The organism is Moorena sp. SIO4A1 (assembly GCF_010672065.1).
Classification (GTDB): Bacteria; Cyanobacteriota; Cyanobacteriia; order Cyanobacteriales; family Coleofasciculaceae; genus Moorena.
On record NZ_JAAHHX010000006.1, the window covers coordinates 65,936 to 84,013 of the forward strand.

The 18,078-nt window shown below is 43.1% G+C and carries 19 protein-coding genes, 1 tRNA gene and 1 other annotated feature; of the genes, 15 read left to right on the top strand and 5 right to left on the bottom strand.

The window, feature by feature from the left end; genetic code table 11:
- Positions 1–192 precede the first annotated feature (192 nt).
- Positions 193–726, top strand: coding sequence for a DUF1295 domain-containing protein (locus F6K53_RS05780; RefSeq protein ID WP_293070835.1), 534 nt, complete (start codon positions 193–195; stop codon positions 724–726).
- A gap of 128 nt (positions 727–854) precedes the next feature.
- Positions 855–2,480 carry a glycosyltransferase family 39 protein gene (locus F6K53_RS05785; protein WP_293070827.1) on the top strand — a complete coding sequence of 542 codons (1,626 nt, stop codon included), beginning with the start codon at positions 855–857 and terminating at the stop codon, positions 2,478–2,480.
- 16 nt (positions 2,481–2,496) lie between these two features.
- On the opposite strand, the gene F6K53_RS05790 is transcribed toward F6K53_RS05785, so the two are convergent.
- Positions 2,497–2,631: a hypothetical protein gene (locus F6K53_RS05790; RefSeq protein WP_293018670.1), complete on the bottom strand. Its 135-nt coding sequence runs from the start codon at positions 2,629–2,631 to the stop codon at positions 2,497–2,499.
- Between the two features lie 60 nt (positions 2,632–2,691).
- A complete protein-coding gene (locus tag F6K53_RS05795; RefSeq protein WP_293070823.1) occupies positions 2,692–2,997 on the bottom strand; it encodes a helix-turn-helix transcriptional regulator in 306 nt (101 codons plus the stop codon).
- A gap of 146 nt (positions 2,998–3,143) precedes the next feature.
- Here F6K53_RS05795 and F6K53_RS05800 point away from each other — a divergent pair, with 146 nt between their 5' ends.
- Positions 3,144–6,260: a phospholipid carrier-dependent glycosyltransferase gene (locus tag F6K53_RS05800; RefSeq protein WP_293070821.1), complete on the top strand. Its 3,117-nt coding sequence runs from the start codon at positions 3,144–3,146 to the stop codon at positions 6,258–6,260.
- Between the two features lie 547 nt (positions 6,261–6,807).
- On the opposite strand, the gene F6K53_RS05805 is transcribed toward F6K53_RS05800, so the two are convergent.
- The gene (locus F6K53_RS05805) at positions 6,808–6,981 is read right to left on the bottom strand and encodes a hypothetical protein (protein ID WP_293070819.1); all 174 of its coding nucleotides are present in this window, start codon (positions 6,979–6,981) and stop codon (positions 6,808–6,810) included.
- A gap of 207 nt (positions 6,982–7,188) precedes the next feature.
- Between F6K53_RS05805 and F6K53_RS05810 the strand changes: the two genes are divergently transcribed.
- The 10 genes from F6K53_RS05810 (at position 7,189) to rplL (ending at position 14,156) form a co-directional block, all read left to right on the top strand.
- A complete protein-coding gene (locus tag F6K53_RS05810; protein WP_293018664.1) occupies positions 7,189–8,325 on the top strand; it encodes a hypothetical protein in 1,137 nt (378 codons plus the stop codon).
- Positions 8,326–9,034: 709 nt separating this feature from the next.
- The gene (gene rplS, locus F6K53_RS05815; RefSeq protein WP_293018662.1) at positions 9,035–9,397 is read left to right on the top strand and encodes a 50S ribosomal protein L19; all 363 of its coding nucleotides are present in this window, start codon (positions 9,035–9,037) and stop codon (positions 9,395–9,397) included.
- Positions 9,398–9,778: 381 nt separating this feature from the next.
- A tRNA-Trp gene (locus F6K53_RS05820) sits at positions 9,779–9,851 on the top strand.
- Positions 9,852–10,370: 519 nt separating this feature from the next.
- Positions 10,371–10,493 (top strand): hypothetical protein, encoded by a 123-nt coding sequence (locus F6K53_RS05825; protein ID WP_293036963.1) that lies wholly within the window; start codon positions 10,371–10,373, stop codon positions 10,491–10,493.
- Between the two features lie 41 nt (positions 10,494–10,534).
- Positions 10,535–10,762 carry a preprotein translocase subunit SecE gene (gene secE, locus F6K53_RS05830; protein WP_008188891.1) on the top strand — a complete coding sequence of 76 codons (228 nt, stop codon included), beginning with the start codon at positions 10,535–10,537 and terminating at the stop codon, positions 10,760–10,762.
- Positions 10,762–11,379 (top strand): transcription termination/antitermination protein NusG, encoded by a 618-nt coding sequence (gene nusG / locus F6K53_RS05835; RefSeq protein WP_293018741.1) that lies wholly within the window; start codon positions 10,762–10,764, stop codon positions 11,377–11,379. Before secE ends, nusG begins: the two co-directional genes overlap by 1 nt.
- A gap of 10 nt (positions 11,380–11,389) precedes the next feature.
- Complete coding sequence (gene rplK, locus F6K53_RS05840; RefSeq protein ID WP_071105455.1) at positions 11,390–11,815, top strand: 50S ribosomal protein L11; 426 nt, start codon at positions 11,390–11,392, stop codon at positions 11,813–11,815.
- 164 nt (positions 11,816–11,979) lie between these two features.
- Entirely contained in the window at positions 11,980–12,696 is a 717-nt protein-coding gene (rplA, locus tag F6K53_RS05845; protein WP_293039763.1) for a 50S ribosomal protein L1, read from the top strand.
- 46 nt (positions 12,697–12,742) lie between these two features.
- Positions 12,743–12,911: a sequence feature (ribosomal protein L10 leader region), on the top strand.
- A gap of 184 nt (positions 12,912–13,095) precedes the next feature.
- Entirely contained in the window at positions 13,096–13,662 is a 567-nt protein-coding gene (gene rplJ / locus F6K53_RS05850; RefSeq protein ID WP_293039765.1) for a 50S ribosomal protein L10, read from the top strand.
- An 89-nt stretch (positions 13,663–13,751) separates the two neighbouring features.
- A complete protein-coding gene (gene rplL / locus F6K53_RS05855) occupies positions 13,752–14,156 on the top strand; it encodes a 50S ribosomal protein L7/L12 (RefSeq protein ID WP_293018656.1) in 405 nt (134 codons plus the stop codon).
- 377 nt (positions 14,157–14,533) lie between these two features.
- On the opposite strand, the gene F6K53_RS05860 is transcribed toward rplL, so the two are convergent.
- Positions 14,534–14,707 (bottom strand): hypothetical protein, encoded by a 174-nt coding sequence (locus tag F6K53_RS05860; protein ID WP_293018654.1) that lies wholly within the window; start codon positions 14,705–14,707, stop codon positions 14,534–14,536.
- 836 nt (positions 14,708–15,543) lie between these two features.
- Between F6K53_RS05860 and F6K53_RS05865 the strand changes: the two genes are divergently transcribed.
- The gene (locus tag F6K53_RS05865; protein ID WP_293070814.1) at positions 15,544–16,293 is read left to right on the top strand and encodes a hypothetical protein; all 750 of its coding nucleotides are present in this window, start codon (positions 15,544–15,546) and stop codon (positions 16,291–16,293) included.
- Entirely contained in the window at positions 16,286–17,266 is a 981-nt protein-coding gene (locus F6K53_RS05870; protein ID WP_293070812.1) for a pentapeptide repeat-containing protein, read from the top strand. The genes F6K53_RS05865 and F6K53_RS05870 overlap by 8 nt, the downstream gene beginning before the upstream one ends.
- 282 nt (positions 17,267–17,548) lie before the next feature.
- Here the strand turns inward: F6K53_RS05870 and F6K53_RS05875 are convergent, their stop codons facing one another.
- Positions 17,549–18,019 (bottom strand): shikimate kinase, encoded by a 471-nt coding sequence (locus tag F6K53_RS05875; protein WP_293070808.1) that lies wholly within the window; start codon positions 18,017–18,019, stop codon positions 17,549–17,551.
- Between the last annotated feature and the right edge of the window lie 59 nt (positions 18,020–18,078).

Here is an 18,078-nt window from a genome sequence, read left to right on the forward strand (position 1 = left end):
TTAAGAAGATACCCTGATAACAAGTATTTATTTATACAAGTCTGTTAGTATTATTCTTGATTTATCCGTTATTGTTTATGAAATCAATGATAGATATCAGTATCATTACGGTAGTGATATCACCTTTAATAGAAGTCGTCGTATTAAATTAATTTTGACTAGATAAATTACAAATTATAAAACTATAAAGTGATGTGGCTACTCAAAGACCGTATCTATCCAGACAAGCAGTGGGAGCAAGAAATACCGATTGGCATCGGAATTCTTGGCTTCGGAATACTAATGCTCTACTGGGTTGCTCCCTTTATTCTGATCAGCAGTGGTTCTCAGCCTCCCTTACCCCTCGTAGCTGCTGCCATTTCCATTAATGTCATGGGAGTCTTTCTACACTATGCCAGTGATGCCCAGAAATACTATACTCTCAAGTATCGTTCTGGATTAATCACAGAAGGATTCTTTGCTCGCTGTCGAAACACAAACTACTTGGGAGAAATCCTGATCTACTCTGGTTTTGTCATGCTAGCTCAGCACTGGCTACCCTTTGTAATTTTGGCAGGTTTTATGGCAAGTATATTTATTCCCAATATGCTCAAAAAAGATAAGTCTCTCTCCCGCTATCCAGAGTTTGCTGACTACAAAGCTAATTCTGGACTACTACTACCACAGCTATTTTTAGCTACTACTTCCAATCCCAAAGATACAGATTTTGCCCAAAAAACCAGGTAGTCATAAATTATAGCATTTCTCAATTCGGTGAAGTACAAAGCCCTGGGTTGTAGGGAGTAGGGAGTAGGGAGTAGGGAGTAGGGAGTAGGGAGTAGGGAGTAGGGATTAGCCAAGCACCCATTGAAGATATGACCAAACCATCTAAGCAGTGTTTTTCCCTAAGATGGCGATTTTTGATTATCGTCCTTTTACTGCTAGGAATCTTCTTCCGCTGCTTCAATCTAAACCATAAAATCTACTGGCACGATGAGGTTTATACTTCAATTCGGAGTTCTGGCTACACCGGAGATGAAGTAATTAAGGAAGTTTTTGATGGTAGGGTAATTGGTGTTGAAGACTTACAAAAGTATCAGCATCCCAATCCTGAAAAAAACTTAGGGGATACTATTAATGCCTTAACTACAAACCCAGAACATCCACCCCTATATTATTTAATGGCCCGGTTTTGGCGGCAGCTATTTGGTGCTGCTGTCAATAACCCTAGGGGTTTATCTGTTCTGTTTAGCCTGCTGGTTTTACCAGCTATCTATTGGCTGTGCTTAGAATTATTTGAATCCCCTTTAGTGGGATCGGTAGCTGTGGCACTTTTAGCGGTATCTCCCTTTCATGTGCTCTACGCTCAAGAAGCACGGGAATATAGTCTATGGACATTGACTATTATCCTATCTTGTGCGTCTCTGTTGCGAGCTATCCGGAAAACTAAGGATAGTACAAAAGTAACAAGCTACCTCTGGTCATGGGTAATCTATGCTATCACCTTGGCACTTAGTCTTTACACGTTTCTATTTTCTATATTTGTGGCTATTGGACATGGAATTTATGTGTTTATAATAGAACGGTTTCGCTTTAATAAAACTCTTATTGCTTATTTGATATCATCTGGTGCCGGGTTTCTAGCCTTTTCCCCTTGGTTAGTTGTGGTGGTTATTAACTTAGCTATCATTCAGCATAAAACCCATTGGACAACTATTCAAGTTCCTTTATCATTTTTGGTAAAAATCTGGGGTATAAACCTCAGTTTGATATTTTTTGATATTGGAATACCACTGGAGCATCCATTTACCTATATAATCCCACCAATTTTAGTGAGTTTTGTGGGATATGCAATTTATTTTATCTGTCGTTATACTACCCCGCGAGTTTGGTTACTGGTTTTAACGTTAATCCTTATTACTGCATTAGGGTTAATTTTACCGGACTTAATTTGGGGAGGACGACGTTCAGTGGCGAGTCGGTATTTTCTACCTTGCTATATCGGAGTGCAGCTGGCTGTTGCTTATCTAATTACTATGTCCATAACTGGGTCGATAACTGGATCTCTATCCAGGGCTAATTTAATGGCTAATTTAAGAAGACAGAAAGTCTGGAAAGGAATAGTAGCTGTGTTGCTTACAGGGGGAGTTATCTCTTGTGCTATTAGTTCCCAAGCAGAAATCTGGTGGAACAAGCAAGTTGGAGGTAACAATCCTACTATCGCTAGAATAATTAATAAAGCTGAGCGACCTCTGGTAGTTAGCAATGTTTCTTCCGTGAATCCTGGGGATGTGATTTCTCTTAGTTATTTATTAAATCCTCAGGTAAAACTTCAGTTAGTCATTCCCCCTACTATTCCCGATATTCCTCAAGGGTTTAGTGATGTGTTTCTATTTTATCCATCTGATCATTTGCAACAAGGACTTGAGGAAAAGTATAGTACTAAGATAGAGTGGTTTGATGAGTCGAGTGTCAAGCCCCTCGGTAAGTTAAGGCTTTAAGTATAGCGGTTTTAAATTAGGTGAGATACAAATCTTTCTTTGGGTTTACGGGAACAGCGGATCTGGGAATCGGGAATCGGGAATCGGGAATCGGGAATCGGGAATCGGGAATCGGGAATCGGTAAGATAGAAAAAATCCTGTGTAACTCATTAGGATAGAAACCGCTATCTTATAATTTAAGCAGTTAATAATTGGGTAAGCTATCAGCTATCAGCTATCAGCTATCAGCTTATGGATCGCGATCGCTACCCGGTGATTCAGAGCGCGAGCGATTTTTTGCAACATCGAAAGGGACTGTCCCTCATAATCAGCATCTTCAAGTCGTGCAATCACAGGCTGCTTTGTACCTACAAGTTCTGCAAGCTGTTTCTGGGTTAACCCCGCTTTTGTTCTGGCTTCATAAATCAACTGTGCCACCTCTGCATTAAGAGAAGCTTCTGCTATCATTCCCTCCATTTCGGGGTCGGTACGAATCTTCTTGTCAATGATTTTAATGGCATCGCAAGTCTTCGCCATCTTCTTCCTCCTCTACATAGGTATGAACATCTGGGTTTTGTTCAAATAAACGCTTTCTCAAGATTACCCGTTCAATATCAATTTACTCAATCACTACAGGTAAGATTGTTGTAGCTAATTGATCTGAGCACCTAGCACTCACCACTATGAAAAGACGCTTTAGAGATCCAGTAATTTTAGGACTAATTTGGCTAGGGAGTGGATTTTGCGATCGCATTTGGTTTGCCCTAGATCACTCTGTCCCAGCTTGGGACCAGGCGGATTATTTGACCGGTTCCTTGAATTACTGGCAGGCGTTGCAGCATCCTGAGTGGTTCTCTGGAGAGTGGTGGAGCAGTTTTTGGGCAATTTCCTCAAAAGTCCCGCCATTGACTTATATTATTGCCGCAATGGTTCAGCAGCTGTTTGGAACCGGACCAGAGCTAGCTACGATAGCGCTAGTTTTATGCAGTGGAGTGCTAATTGCTTCAGTTTATGGATTAGGGCTAGTGTTATTTAACCGCCCGGTAGGGTTATGGGCTGCTGGTTTAGTCATGTTGTTACCAGGACTATATCGCTACCGTTTAGAATTTTTGCTGGATTATCCATTAACCACAGTAGTCAGTTTGTGTTTTTGGTCTCTGACAGTGTGGTGGAGTTTGGGAAGGGCAAAGACACCCTTATCGCGAACCAGAGGTGGGACCCGTGATGGCGAGCAATCCCTCGCCATCACGGAAAGCGCACCTAAAGTAAGACAAGGATGGTTGTGGGGGTTGGGGTTTGGGGTTTGTTTAGGATTAGCCTTGCTAGTTAAGCAAACCGCCTTATTTTTTCTATTTGTGCCAATCGTTTGGGCTGGGGTAAGGGTTCTGTGGCAGAGGCAATGGCAAAGGTTAGCTCAATTAATCGGCGGTTTGCTGGTATCAGTTTTGCTATTTGGTCCATGGTACCGGATTAATTGGTTGTTGATATTGACCTCTGGGAAGCGAGCAACCATAGATTCCGCGATCGCAGAAGGAGACCCAGCCCTCAATACCCTTGATGCTTGGGTTTACTACTGGAAAATCTTACCTTACCTGATCTCTTGGCCGCTGTTGTTAATACCGATAGTAGGACTATTAATTTATGGGCTCAAGTATGGGCTCAAGCAATCCGCGATCGCAAAATCGAACAATCTGCCATCCCCCCATCCCCCCATCTGGTCACTAACCTGGCTAGGAGTCTTCATAGTGGGTGGTTATCTATTGTGTTCATTGAATATTAATAAAGATGCTCGCTATATCTTGCCATTAGTTCCAGTGCTATCACTGTTTCTGGCTTATGGCTTAACCTGCTGGACTAATCGTTGGGGTAAACCCATGCGTTGGAGCACGGTAGGGCTAGCAACTGTACTGATGATGTTGAATCTATTTCCATTAGGAGGTAGAGGATTGACTCAATTACTTAGTCCCCGTGTACAACATTTTCCCTACTTAGGACAGCCATGGCCTCATCCGAAGGTAATTGCGGAAATCATCAAGACTCAACCTTACTTGCGCTCTAACTTAGGAGTATTACCGTCAACCCCAGACATTAACCAACATAACTTCAATTACTATGGTGCATTAGCCAATTTCCAAGTATACGGGCGTCAAGTGGGAACCCAAGCCAAACAAGTGAAACAGGATATGCGATCGCTTTCTTGGTTCCTCACTAAAACTGGTGCCCAAGGGTCAATCCCAGAATCCCAAGCAGCTATTGTTCAGGCAGTTGAGCAAGGGACAGAATTTGAGCTACACCAGACTTGGGATTTACCCGATGCTAGCCAACTGAAACTGTATCACAAGCGGCAGCCACCAATAGCCGTAAAACCATTATCGATAAAGCCTGTGGGTGACCAATCATCCATAAAACCCACTAGTTTCAATAGCAATGCTTCCCTGGCCAAAAGGCCACGCTACGCGAACAGCAATACTCTCAGCTCAAGCCCCAGAGTTAAATTAGACCAAGTCACCGTACCAGAAAAATCTCCTGCTGGAGTACCTGTACCAGTAACTTATCAGTGGACTGGTTCTTGGGAGCAATTACAATCTGGCATCGTTATCCTAACCTGGCAACCGGTAGATTTGTTCGCGAAGCGTGGCCTTTTGGCCAAGGTTGGTAAGTTGAAGGTTAACAAGTTGTTCGCGTTCGCGCAGCGTCGGCTTTGCCGAAAGCGTGGCCTTTTGGCCAAGGTTGGTAAGTTGAAGGTTAACCAGTTGAAGGTTGTTCGCGTTCGCGCAGCGTCGGCTTTGCCGAAAGCGTGGCCTTTTGGCCAAGGTTCAACCGAAACTAACCTTCAACCTTCAACCGAAACTAACCTGCAACCTTCAACCGAAACTAACCTTCAACCTTCAACCGAAACTAACCTTCAACCTTCAACCGAAACTAACCTACAACCTTCAACCGAAACTAACCTTCAACCTTCAACCGAAACTAACCTTCAACCTTCAACCGAAACTAACCTTCAACCTTCAACCGAAACTAACCTTCAACCTTCAACCGATACTAACCTTCAACCTTCAACCGATACTAACCTGCAACCTTCCACCCACGGATGGTTACACGACCATGGTATTGCCATGGGAGAACTACACTCTTCCCAATTACCACCTGCCAATGCCGAATTTGAAGTCATTGAACGGATGGCGATGTTTCCCCCAGCAGATATCCCAGCTGGAAGCTACACCTTAAAAGCAACTTACCTCAATCGACAAACTCGCGAAACCTATCCGATACAAGTACCAACGGTTACCTTGACCATCGATCCAGCAGCTACCCCCATAGCTGCACCAGAACTAGATTTAATCACCCAAATGCGGATATTGTCCACTAATTTACCTAAAGGACTCAATGGCCTAGAACCGGTTTTTGAAGAAACTGCCCGCATTAACCAGTACGATCCGATTCAGGACTACTTAGAGCAAGCAGATTTAGCCTTAAGCTATCGGCTGGAATTGGAACCGAATAACCTAGACTTGGCCTATGCTCTGGCCTTGAGTAGGGTATTGCAGCAAGATGTAGAAGGTGCGATCGCAGCATTAAAGCGAGTCACCCAACTTGACCCCCAAAATCCCTATGCTCACGCTTATCTTGCCTTCGTCTATCTCTATGATTGGGATGGAAAAAATGGAGAAAATGCCCTAAAACCTGCCCTTAAAATCAACCCGACTATTCCCGAACTACAAGCCCTATCTGGTATAGCTGCCTTGATGCAAGGTAATGTGTTCAAAGCTTGGAGTGTTATTCAGGGATTAGAACTTTAAAGCGATGGCCTTTTGGCCTTTTGGCCACGCTACGCGATCGCTAATTTTATTTAATTGTGAATTAATTGTGAATTAATCTCTCAAGAAGACTAAGTTTTTTAGTCTTCGCGTTCTTTGGGTCTTTGCGGTTACTCATATAGCGCTACGCGCAAGTCCGCAAGGTTCGAAGTTAGAAGTCAGAAGTAAGCTATGACTAAGTTTGCTGAGTTTAGGAATGTCAAACATCTTAATGGGTAGTGCTATAGCAAGTCTTATACCCATGAGGTACAAATCTCTGGGTTTTAGGGAGCAGGGACTGAGGCCGTGGGCCACGCGGGGCGCGTTCGGAGCAGGGAGCAGCGGATATGGGAAGAGTAACCCACCCCTAACCCCTCCCAGGAGGCAGGGCTGTTTCAAACTTTAGTAAGTTAACGATTATTGGAGATAGGGGGATAGGGGGATAGGGGGATAGGGAAATAAACTAAAATTTACCGAAAAATGCCCAAATTTAGTCATTAAAATCTTACGAATTAACCGCCTTCAATCAACTCAAATCACTAACAATTTGTTAACGGCCTTGGTGTAAGGGAACGATAAATTTGCCCAAAATCCCGAGTATTAGTCCAAAATTCTCCCCATCTCCCCATCTCCCCATCTCCCCATCTATTTTTTGCGAGAATGAAACAGCCCTGCTCCCAGGAGGGGAAGTGAGGGAAGTGGGAAAAAATAATGTGTACCTCATAGCTATGATAAACGCTATATACCAATTCCCGAACGCTTAAGATTTGGTAATAATTTTTTCTATATTTATTTTTATAGTTTCAGTATTTTTATTGAGGTAATTTAATTCAATTGCCTCAATAATTTAAGTAAAGTTTATTTAAACTAGGTTATTTGTTGAATAAACTAACCTGCAACTAAATTTTAATGTGTGAAAACAAACAATCTTATGAAAGCAAACTTTAAAAACAAACAACCTATTAATTTACTCAAACTGACAAAAAACCTATCACTAGCCATCCTAGGGTCTGTTTTGAGTTTCGCCGCGATTGAAGTTGCTAACCCAGCACCCTCTGACGCTTTTGTAATTTTTAACCGGTCTGGTAGCACACTCGGAGGTGGCTCCCGATGGGATGCAGCTCCAAGGACTATCCATGGAAAAGAGCGTTCCCTGGACGGCGGATTGCGATACTCACTACAGGGCGGTTCCTATCAAGCTTACCGAGATTTATTCACCTGGGATATTCTTCCTAGTGTCAACGAGTTTCAAAATGCCATTGAGGCTGCGTTCAACGCCTGGACTGTAGTTGACCCGGTTTCTGGCTTAGGTACCGATTTGTCATTTGTAGCAGATTTAGAGACACCAGTAGTAGGTACCGGTAGAGGAGGCGTTAACCGATATGGTGCCGAGATTGACCTGTTGGCCTCGACAGATGCAACGTTCTGGAATCCTGGACATACCTCACCCCAAGGTGAAGCGTTTTTTTATTACATCAACGATACTGTAACTCTCACCTCCGGAACGGAAAATTACGCAGGCTCAAGCGCCATTATCGGAGCAGATATCACCTTCAACAATAATGCCGGAACAGTATATACCCTCGACTTTTTTAGGCGATTGTTGACCCACGAGATCGGTCATGCCATTGGATTAGGGGATATCGAGGGAGACATCAGTCCTAATAGATTTATCGACGACAACTATGATGGCAGTACTAGCGCCACAGCTCTAGCTACATTGAGCAACCCGATCGCCCAACTAATCGATCCCCTCAATCCAGCTGCTTCACCATTTTCATTGTTTACAGTTCCAGATCAGGATCCTGGTGTTGACACCCCAGGCGTAGATATTCTGATGGAATCCCGGGGACTAGGTATAGCTCCAGGCAACCCAGTCACCAACCTCACCCCATTGGTTAACGATGACTACGCTGGTCGCCAGTTCCTGTATCCAGTGTTCTCTGAGGCTAGCGTTTCCTCTGAGGCTAGTGTTGATGAACCTACTGCTACATTAGGTTTACTAGCCCTTGGTATTATAGGTGCACGTTTGATTACTCAAGGGAAAAAAGCAAGCAACAGAGAGTAGATCAAGTGACCAAAAAGTTGGGTTTCAAGCCCCGTCCTTCGGCAGACGGCTTTTAAAAAATCTGTTAGAATATGCATAGTAGCCTAGCACAGACAGGATTCGTCGGTACTGTCATAACTTCACGAGCGTTTTGCGATGTTAGCACCTGAGGCGCGAAAAACCTCATTAAAAACGTATGGATCCGTGCCAGATACCGAAAACCAGTAAAGCTTGCACATTGAATACTAAAGTACCGTGGGGTTAGAAGTTACCGTAAGAAGAGTGGAGCCTTAATCAAAAAGTTTTAACCCTTTTACCCATAGCCGACTAACCATAAAGGCGACCCTCTGATAAGGTTTCGTCTCCGGCACACGGGAACTGAGGAAACTCAACGCTTAGGGAGATAAGCCCACGCTCGGTTAGTTAAATTAGGCTAAATACTTGGTTTTTAAACGGGTATTCGGCTTAAGTATTGCCTTTGACGGATAGCTAATTTTAGCGATGCAGCGCGGTCTTGGGGGTTTCCCCCATGAGCGACTGCATCAAGACAAGGCATGTCGAGGAACTAAGAATCCCCGTCCATAAGCGGGCGGGGAGTGTCAACAGATCAGCTATTTACACGAAATAGACACAGGTAGTGGTGCTGAAATCCTACCTTTTCCCAAAAAATTCTAGACTTCAAGTCTTTCTTTGGGATATAATCAGAAACTGGTGCTTTTAGGCAAAAACCATGAATGCTCAAGAAATCATTCGTTCCATTGAAGCGGAACAACTTAAGGAAAACGTCCCTACCATCTATGTCGGTGACACCGTGCGGGTGGGGGTACGGATTAAAGAAGGTAATAAGGAACGGATTCAACCCTATGAAGGCACTGTGATTGCCATGCGCAATGGTGGCATAAATGAAACGATTACAGTACGCCGGATTTTCCAAGGGATTGGTGTGGAACGGGTTTTTCTACTCCATTCTCCAAAAATTGCTAATATAAAAGTAATCCGTCGAGGCAAGGTGCGTCGAGCCAAGCTATACTACTTACGCGATCGCGTTGGTAAAGCTACTCGCATCAAACAACGCTTTGACCGTAGTTTATAGCCTTTTTTTGGTTTAGCATCAGGTTGGTGTAAATGGCAAAATTAGGGTAAACTTAGAAAAGCGAGAGGCTAGCCACTGTTGACGATTTTATCCAAATATCTTGCAGTATCTACAAAAATATGTTAGACTTTGATTATGAATCTAGTGTCAAAGAAAACATTCTGGTTCCTTGAATTGAAGCCGAAAACCAAAGCAAACCATGATAGTGGTTGCGTTTTCTATTAAACACAGATTTATGCGCCTTGAGCGGAACAAAACCTATCTTGGCCTTGGGAGATACCCCCTGGCTGCGAGAGCAGCTTGCATTAGTGGGCTAAAATCTGCAAAGTAGATTTTGGTAGCTAAAAAGTATCGGTTAACCTCTACTTCTCTAGTCCATCTGCGTCCTTAGTTCAGTTGGTAGAACGCAGGTCTCCAAAACCTGATGTCGGGGGTTCGAGTCCTCCAGGGCGCGCTCAAAATTGGTAGAATACAAAAGTGTTGGATGCCAGGGTTTACCTGAGCAAATCCAGTGGGAGTCCGTAAGTTGAGGGGGCTGAGTAGGATAGTTTGACTCAACTATCAGGACTAGTGGATTGTAGTGGCGGGGGCCCTACCAGCTAGACTATCCCCGATGCAAGGAACAGGAAATTGACATAGGTGCGCTCTTACTTGGCGAATTACATTGGCCACAGGTAGCACCTCCAGTAAAGCCGACTTGTGTCATCTAATCCCTGGCTGGATTGACCAAAAATTTTGGGTTTCAAGCCCCGTCCTAGAAGGACGGCTATTTAGGCGGTTCTGTACTAAGTGTGGTAGTATTAATAGATAAACATACACCCATGAATTAAGGATAGATATTATCTAGAAAATAAATAGACAACGTAAAAAATATGTAAAAGATACATATTGCGTAATTTGGTCTAACGACTTTAACGTCTATGAAAAATTTAGATAGAAAAAAGTATCTATCTCTAAAAAAAGTAAAGGTACGGTGGGGCACACCGGAACCTATATCTTAGATCCAAACGCTTTGGGAGACTTGGCCTCTACTCTTCCTGACTCCGGTCTGGTTAAGCAAGTCGAGTCGTTGAGCGAAGAATCCCCGTTCTTCTAGGACGGGGAGTGTCAATGCGTTGATGGGGGAAAGGAGAAGTTGTGGCAAAGAAAACAAAAGCTGAACCAGAGACTAAAGAAACTGAATCTGGGTTTAACCTAGGTAAGTTCTTCAACGAAACTAAAGAAGAACTCGCTAAAGTCGTTTGGCCTTCTCGGCAACAGTTAATTAGCGAATCAGCAGCGGTATTGTTGATGGTCATTCTGTCTGCCACCATAATTTACTTGGTAGATGGTTTATTTTCCTGGGCATCAGGACAAGTATTTTGATGAGTTTTGCTGCAGACGAATCCCAAGATGTCGATCAACAGGTATCAAAACCTGCAAGTCCACGTTGGTACGCAGTCCAGGTTGCTTCTGGCTGTGAAAAACGGGTTAAGACGAACTTGGAACAGCGCATCCAAACGATGGATGTAGCGGACCGGATTTTGAAAGTCCAGATTCCCCAAACACCTACGGTAAAAATCCGTAAGGATGGTTCTCGGCAACACGGCGAAGAAAAAGTTTTCCCCGGCTATGTGTTAGTCCAGATGGTGATGGATGATGAAGCTTGGCAAGTTGTCAAAAACACACCAAATGTGATTAATTTTGTTGGGGCAGAACAACAACGCCGCTACGGGCGTGGTAGGGGACATGTTAAACCCGTACCCCTCAGCTATGGTGAAGTAGAGCGGATCTTCAAGCAAACCGAAGAGCAAGAGCCGATTGTCAAAGTAGATATGGCAGTAGGGGACAAAATCATGGTGCTATCTGGTCCGTTTAAAGAATTTGAAGGGGAAGTGATTGAAGTTAGCCCCGAAAGGAGCAAACTCAAAGCGTTACTCTCGATCTTTGGGCGGGATACACCAGTAGAATTGGAGTTCAATCAGATTGAAAAAACAAGCTAGACCTTAGATAATGGCTAAAAAAGTTGTTGCATTGATTAAGTTAGCGCTCCCAGCTGGGAAAGCTAACCCAGCTCCCCCCGTCGGACCAGCACTCGGTCAGCACGGGGTAAATATTATGGCATTCTGTAAAGAGTACAATGCCAAAACTGCTGATCAAGCTGGTATGGTGATACCAGTAGAAATTTCAGTGTTTGAGGATCGAAGCTTTACCTTTATCCTCAAAACTCCACCAGCATCTGTACTGATTAAGAAAGCTGCTGGCATTGAGAAAGGTTCAGCACAACCCAACCGCACTAGAGTTGGCAGCCTTACTCGCTCCCAGCTGCAAGAAATCGCCCAAACTAAAATGCCTGACCTCAATGCTAATGATATAGAAGCGGCAATGAAAATTGTGGAAGGCACAGCTAGAAACATGGGTGTAGCCATAACCGATTAGAAGGATGAAAGATAATCAAGGATGAAAGATGAATTAAGGCTGTAACCTGACAACTTTCAACTTTCAACTTTCAACTTTCAACTTTCAACTTTCAACTCCAATGTATTAACGTAAACCATAGAGGGGGAGGAGTTTTACTTCGCTAAGTACCCCAGGAGATACAGATGCCCAAGAAACCATCGCGTCGATTACAAGAACTAAAAAAGAAGGTTGAAGAGCGACCTTACGAACCCATAGAAGCTCTCAAACTCCTCAAAGAAACAGCCACGGCCAAATTTCCGGAATCGGCTGAAGCCCATATTCGCTTAGGAATTGACCCAAAGTATACTGACCAGCAACTGCGCACTACAGTGGCTTTACCGAAGGGAACAGGTCAGACGATACGAGTAGCAGTGATTGCTCGGGGTGAAAAAGTCTCGGAAGCTAGTAATGCAGGGGCAGACATTGCCGGTTCTGAGGAGTTAATTGCAGAAATTCAAAACGGGATGATGGATTTTGACCGGCTCATTGCTACGCCGGACATGATGCCCAAAGTAGCGAGATTGGGTCGCCTCCTCGGACCACGGGGCTTGATGCCTTCTCCTAAAGGTGGTACAGTTACTAATGACATAGCTCAGGCAATTCAAGAATTCAAAGCTGGTAAACTAGAATTTAGGGCTGACCGTACTGGCATTGTTCATGTTATGTTTGGTAAGGCATCCTTTAGCCCCGAAGACTTACTGGTGAATCTGAAGGCTTTGCAGGAAACTATCGACCGCAATCGTCCATCTGGCGCGAAAGGTCGCTATTGGCGCACTTTATATGTGTCTGCTAGCATGGGTCCATCGATTGAAGTGGATATCGCTATCCTGCGCGAACTCAAGCTTGAGGATGCTGCTTAAAACGTAGATTAGAAATCATCCTAAAATTCGGCTAGACAAACTAGACAATTGAAGAAGGCTTGCGCTGAAGACAGCAGGAGTAACTAGCTTAATATCCTGCCGAGGTTAAAGTACTATGTATCATCTGCCCAGGCACTGATCCTACAGTGAGTGCTATAGGGGTAATGATACGACCCTTAACCCCGGCCAAGTCTCCGGGGTTTTAGTTTGGTTATTTGTTATCCGTCAGATCTATGTGCTACGCACACGCTACGCGATGAAGCGAAGCTTCCGCCAAAGGCGATCGACCGTTCAATACTTATCATTCTTGGTTGAGAGTCAATTGAAAATAAATAATATTTATTTTTATTTATTTTTATTTATTTTCAATTAACAATTAACCAATTAACACTTAACAAAATGGGTAGAACACTTGACGAAAAAAAGACAATTGTGGCGGAGCTCAAGCAAACCTTGAGTGAGTCTCAATTGGCTGTAGTGATTGATTACCAGGGGCTGTCGGTTGCTGAAATTACCGATTTACGAAATCGTCTGCGTCCCACTGGCACGATTTGCAAGGTGACCAAAAACACCTTCATGCGGCTTGCGGTGCAAGAAGACGAAAACTGGCAGCCGATGACAGAATTCCTGAGTGGTACTTCAGCCTTTCTCCTGGTCAAAGACGATGTTGGTAGTGCCATCAGAGCCTACCAGGAGTTTAAGAAAGCCGCCAAGAAGACTGAATTTCGCGGCGGCGTGATGCAAGGTCAAGCCTTGAATGAAGAGCAAGTTAAGGCAATTGCCGACTTGCCTTCTAAGGAGGAACTGATCGCGCAAGTTGCTGGAGCGATTAATTCTATTGCTAGCAAACTTGCTGTCGGGATTAATGAGGTACCAGCCTCCTTGGGTCGCAGTATTAACGAGGTGCCAGCTTCTTTGGGTCGATGCATCCAAGGGATTGCTGCCAAGGAAGAAGGCAACAGCTAGTACTCGGTTTTCCCCCTTTCGGAGATTTGTACAACACTCAAGTACAACACTCAATACATTAAACAATTCACCTAAAAGGAGTTATATCAATGTCTGCTACAACTGATGAAATTCTCGAAAAATTAAAATCTCTGACTCTGCTAGAAGCTTCTGAGCTGGTTAAGCAGATCGAAGAGGCTTTTGGTGTCAGTGCTGCTGCTCCTGCTGGCGGTATGATGATGATGCCTGGTGCTATGCCTGGTGCTCCTGGAGCTGCTGAGGCTGAGCCAGAGGAGGAGAAAACTGAATTTGATGTGGTTCTAGAAGAGTTCCCCTCTGATAAGAAGATTGCTGTACTTAAGGTGGTGCGTACCATCACTGGTTTGGGTCTCAAAGAAGCCAAAGAGTTGGTGGAATCTGCTCCTAAACCGATTAAAGAGGCCATTGCTAAAGATGCGGCTGAGGATATTAAGAAGCAACTGGAAGAGACTGGTGCTAAAGTTACCGTCAAGTAATATCTACTATCATCTCTGGTTGACTAATCATCATATCCCTTCTCGGGTAATGTAAGAGGTTGTCTGAGAAGTCTCATTTGCTACATCCAAGCCCCCTAAATCCCCCAATTTTGGGGGACTTTTAGAAGCAAATTGACTCTTGTTCCCCCCAAAGTTGGGGGGCTAGGGGGGCAAAATTCAGTATCAAAAAACTTTTCAGATATCCTCTAAGCATTCAGCGGTCAGCGGTCAGCGGTCAGCGGTCAGCTATCATGCTTATTTTATTCAAAAGCACCTCAAGTAGCCTGAGCCTACAGCCAATGGCTGTTTCTGTAGCGTGCGCGTAGCGCTTAAGCTGAAAGCTGAAAGCTGACGACTAGGGACTATTTAGTAAGTGATTAACCAGACTTGAGATAAGTTGGGAGCCGACGCAATCGGCTCCTTTTTTTGGCCTTGCTTAATAATGGAATGATTTGAATAGTTTTGTAGAACGGGCATCTTGCCCATTTCATTTGTGGTTGATACCAAGTTGCGGTCAAACGTACAACTTTCTCTTCCGCCCATCTCCCCATCTCCCCATCTCCCCATCTCCCTATCCAACCAATCTACTCTCTTTGAATGCAACTCGGTATGAGGGGGTGACAAGCCAGCTCAACTGCTGGTGATGCGATCGCATACCATCCCCTTCGGAGGAATCCCGCCTTGGGCTTGAGAAGACGCTGATTTCAATAACTCCATCCAGTCACTGAATCCAGTCTGTGAATCCAGTCACCGAATACAGTAATTAACTTCACCGGTTGATGTGATTGATATCACACCTTTATCTAACTAAATCGATAATAATGATTATTAGTGAAAGTTATAAGATTAGTCAGCCAAGTCTTAGAATTTATCATCTCAGGGCAAAGCATCTTATTATACCCTCATAATTATCAGATCAGGGTAGCGCGTCTCTGACTAATTAAATATCTTAGTCAAGAAATATAATATCAATCTCTGATTAACTAATTATCATATCCGAAATCAGGGAATTTGGAATTGGTGATTTGGAATTGGTGATTTTAAATTGGTAATTGGTAGTTTAGGATTACCCATTACCGATTACGCTTACCCAAAAATCTAGAGACTATTTTGTAAGTGATTAACTGGACTTGAACTAATAGATCAGTTCAGATCATTTCAGTAAAGCTGTATCGGTGTCTTCAGCTAAACGTGAGATGCTCATTATGCCGTGTATTTCACGTTTAACTAGATTTTACGTGCATTTCTGCTCAAACAATTCGAGCAGAGGTCGCTGTCATCAGTAACCTAGAAGCAATTCTTTGCAAACGTGAATATGAACTCGTTTGCCTATAAGCCTTAGGGTTGCCTCGCGAGTAAACTGTGAACCTCTGTATCCTAATTTAGCATGTCCAAAATAAAATCGACACCGCTTATCCCACAAGAGGAAAATAAGCAAAATAAATTTCCAGATTGTCTGACGATGGAGCTTAAAGTTGAGCCAGTCTCGACAGGGATTTTTTCATCTCGCCAGATAGAGCAATTGAAGCTATACCTGACTATACAATTTAATGAACAGTGGGTGCAGACGCCATTGGGTCGAGTTAGGTTCGGACTCAAAGGTGGAGAACTCAGGCTAAGGCTGAAAAATGGCAAGATCCCTTTGGAAGCCCGTAACTTCAGTGGCTCATTTGACCCTGATGTTGAGAAAGAGAGGAAGCAGCAAGAGAGTAAGGAAAATCACAGTAAAGTGGAGGCTTGTTGGGATAAAAATCAACCTGGAGTTAAAGCTAACCATGGTCAAAAAAATACAGGAGGCACAACCGATGAGTTTCAGTTCATTGACCCTCAGATCACAACGAAGGGGTCAGAGGAAACTCCGGCTTGGGTTTTTGAGGTAAAAACGGGTCAACCCGTGTTTAAAGGATTACTCAAGGAAGTCGAGCTGGGAACAATAGATGTAATGGCAAAGCCGTGCTACATAGAAGCTACCTTTGAAGTTTTTAAGCCAGATGTTCATCTGACTGGAGCTGAAGGGTTGTGGTCTTCCGAAATTAGTCGGGAAAAAGATGTAGTCTTAGATAGAAAGATTGCCTTACTGCTTCTAAAGCACCAATTAAAACCTTATTTAAGTAAAGTGGTACTCAAGTATGACTAACGAACAATTAAAACCGGTAAATAACGAACAATTTAACCAAGAGTTGGAAGAATTAATCAAAAGTGTTGAAAGCGCTAACACTACTAATTTTTCTAAACTGTCGGAGATAGCTGACCTAAATCTTTCTGAGGACTTGGCTAGAGTTGACTTAAGCGGGGTTAACTTAGAAAACGTGAATCTAAGGAATGCCGATTTAAGGGGAACGATTTTTAGGAATGCCAATCTGAGCGGTGCTGATCTTAGAAATGCTAATCTAACCGGTGCTGACTTTAGTAATGCTATTTTAGACAACGCTAAATTTGGTAATAATTTAGGGCTTACTGAGGATATTATATCTGCTCTCAAGGCTCAAGGGGCAATTTTTTTTGATGATTATAAGGAATTCTTGCTTCCTATAGAAAAATTACATAATGTAGAAGCTCTCTGGAAGCAGGGTATCAAAAAAACACTTTTGATGATAGAGGAATTGAGTGATAGGGATGTGGAATGGATGATTGCTACAGGAAGCAAGAAAGAAATTATTGCCGATACTACGCTTATAGAAGAAGGGAAAGAGATTGATGCACTGTATATAGTGTTGGATGGACAGTTTACAGTTTCAGTTGAGGGCAGAGATATTGCTGAATTATCGGGAGGTGAAGTAGTGGGAGAAATGTCTTTTCTAACACGAAGTTTACCTGCCGCTACTGTTACCGCTGTAAATGACTCAGTAGTTTGGTCAATTTGTCGGCAGCAATTGCAGGAAAAGCTACAGCAAAATACAGATTTTGCTTCCCGTTTTTATAAAGCTATTTCTCTTATTTTAACTGATAGATTACTCGGCCAATCTTATCAAAATCAAGCTTACCAAATTCAGCCATTACCTAACTACTATGGCAGCAATAAAAATATTAATGATCCGGCTTATTTGAATCGTTATGCTGCACAACAAAAGTTAGATTCTCTAATCAAAGGATGTCGGACAAGTGCTTGAGTTAAACCAAACTATTTACCACTAATAGCATTTATAAATTCGGTGAGGTACTTTTGTCCTAGGTTAAGCACGAGTAGGGAGTAGGAAGTAGGAAGTAGGGAGTAGCGATGGAGCGCTGCCCATTAATTCTGGATTATTATGATGACTTCAGCAATTCTGTCTACTGTCTACTCCCTCTAATTTTAATAATTAGAGGGAGTGATAAAATCCTAAAAAGGGTGTTGGACAATCCTAGCATTAGAGAATGGGATTCGGCAAAGCCGAGGCTACGCGAACGCATGATTAATTGATTTCTCTTTTATTGCCGCTAAACCTTTTGAATAGTCTATCATGGCACCTAAAGGAATATTCATCATCACGTGAATAGTAGTCTCTAATCCAGGTTTGTAAAAAATCAAAATTCGCTTCTTGTTCTTTGGGAGTCTTATACTTATGAGGCTCCCATGGTCTTCTCTTATTGTTTTCTAGGCATTTTTCAACTCCAGGATTCAAAAATATCATCTCTGATGAATAGTTGGCGGCTGTCTCAATCAAACTCCCGTAGCATCCTTCAATTATCCATTCAGGATTTTTTTGAATAAAGTCGATTAATAATCTCTCGCTTTCCGCATCTTCCCGTCTTACTCCTGGTAGATCGGGTATCCAAGTAATAGTATCTAGATCTAATATGGGTAAGCTGAACTCAACCTGCAATTTTAAGGCTAAGGTGGTTTTTCCCGCTCCAGAGTTGCCGAATATTAGTATCTTTCTCATGTTAGATTAAATAGAGAAAAGTATCCTAGTGATGAATTGTGATCAATAGGAAACAGGGA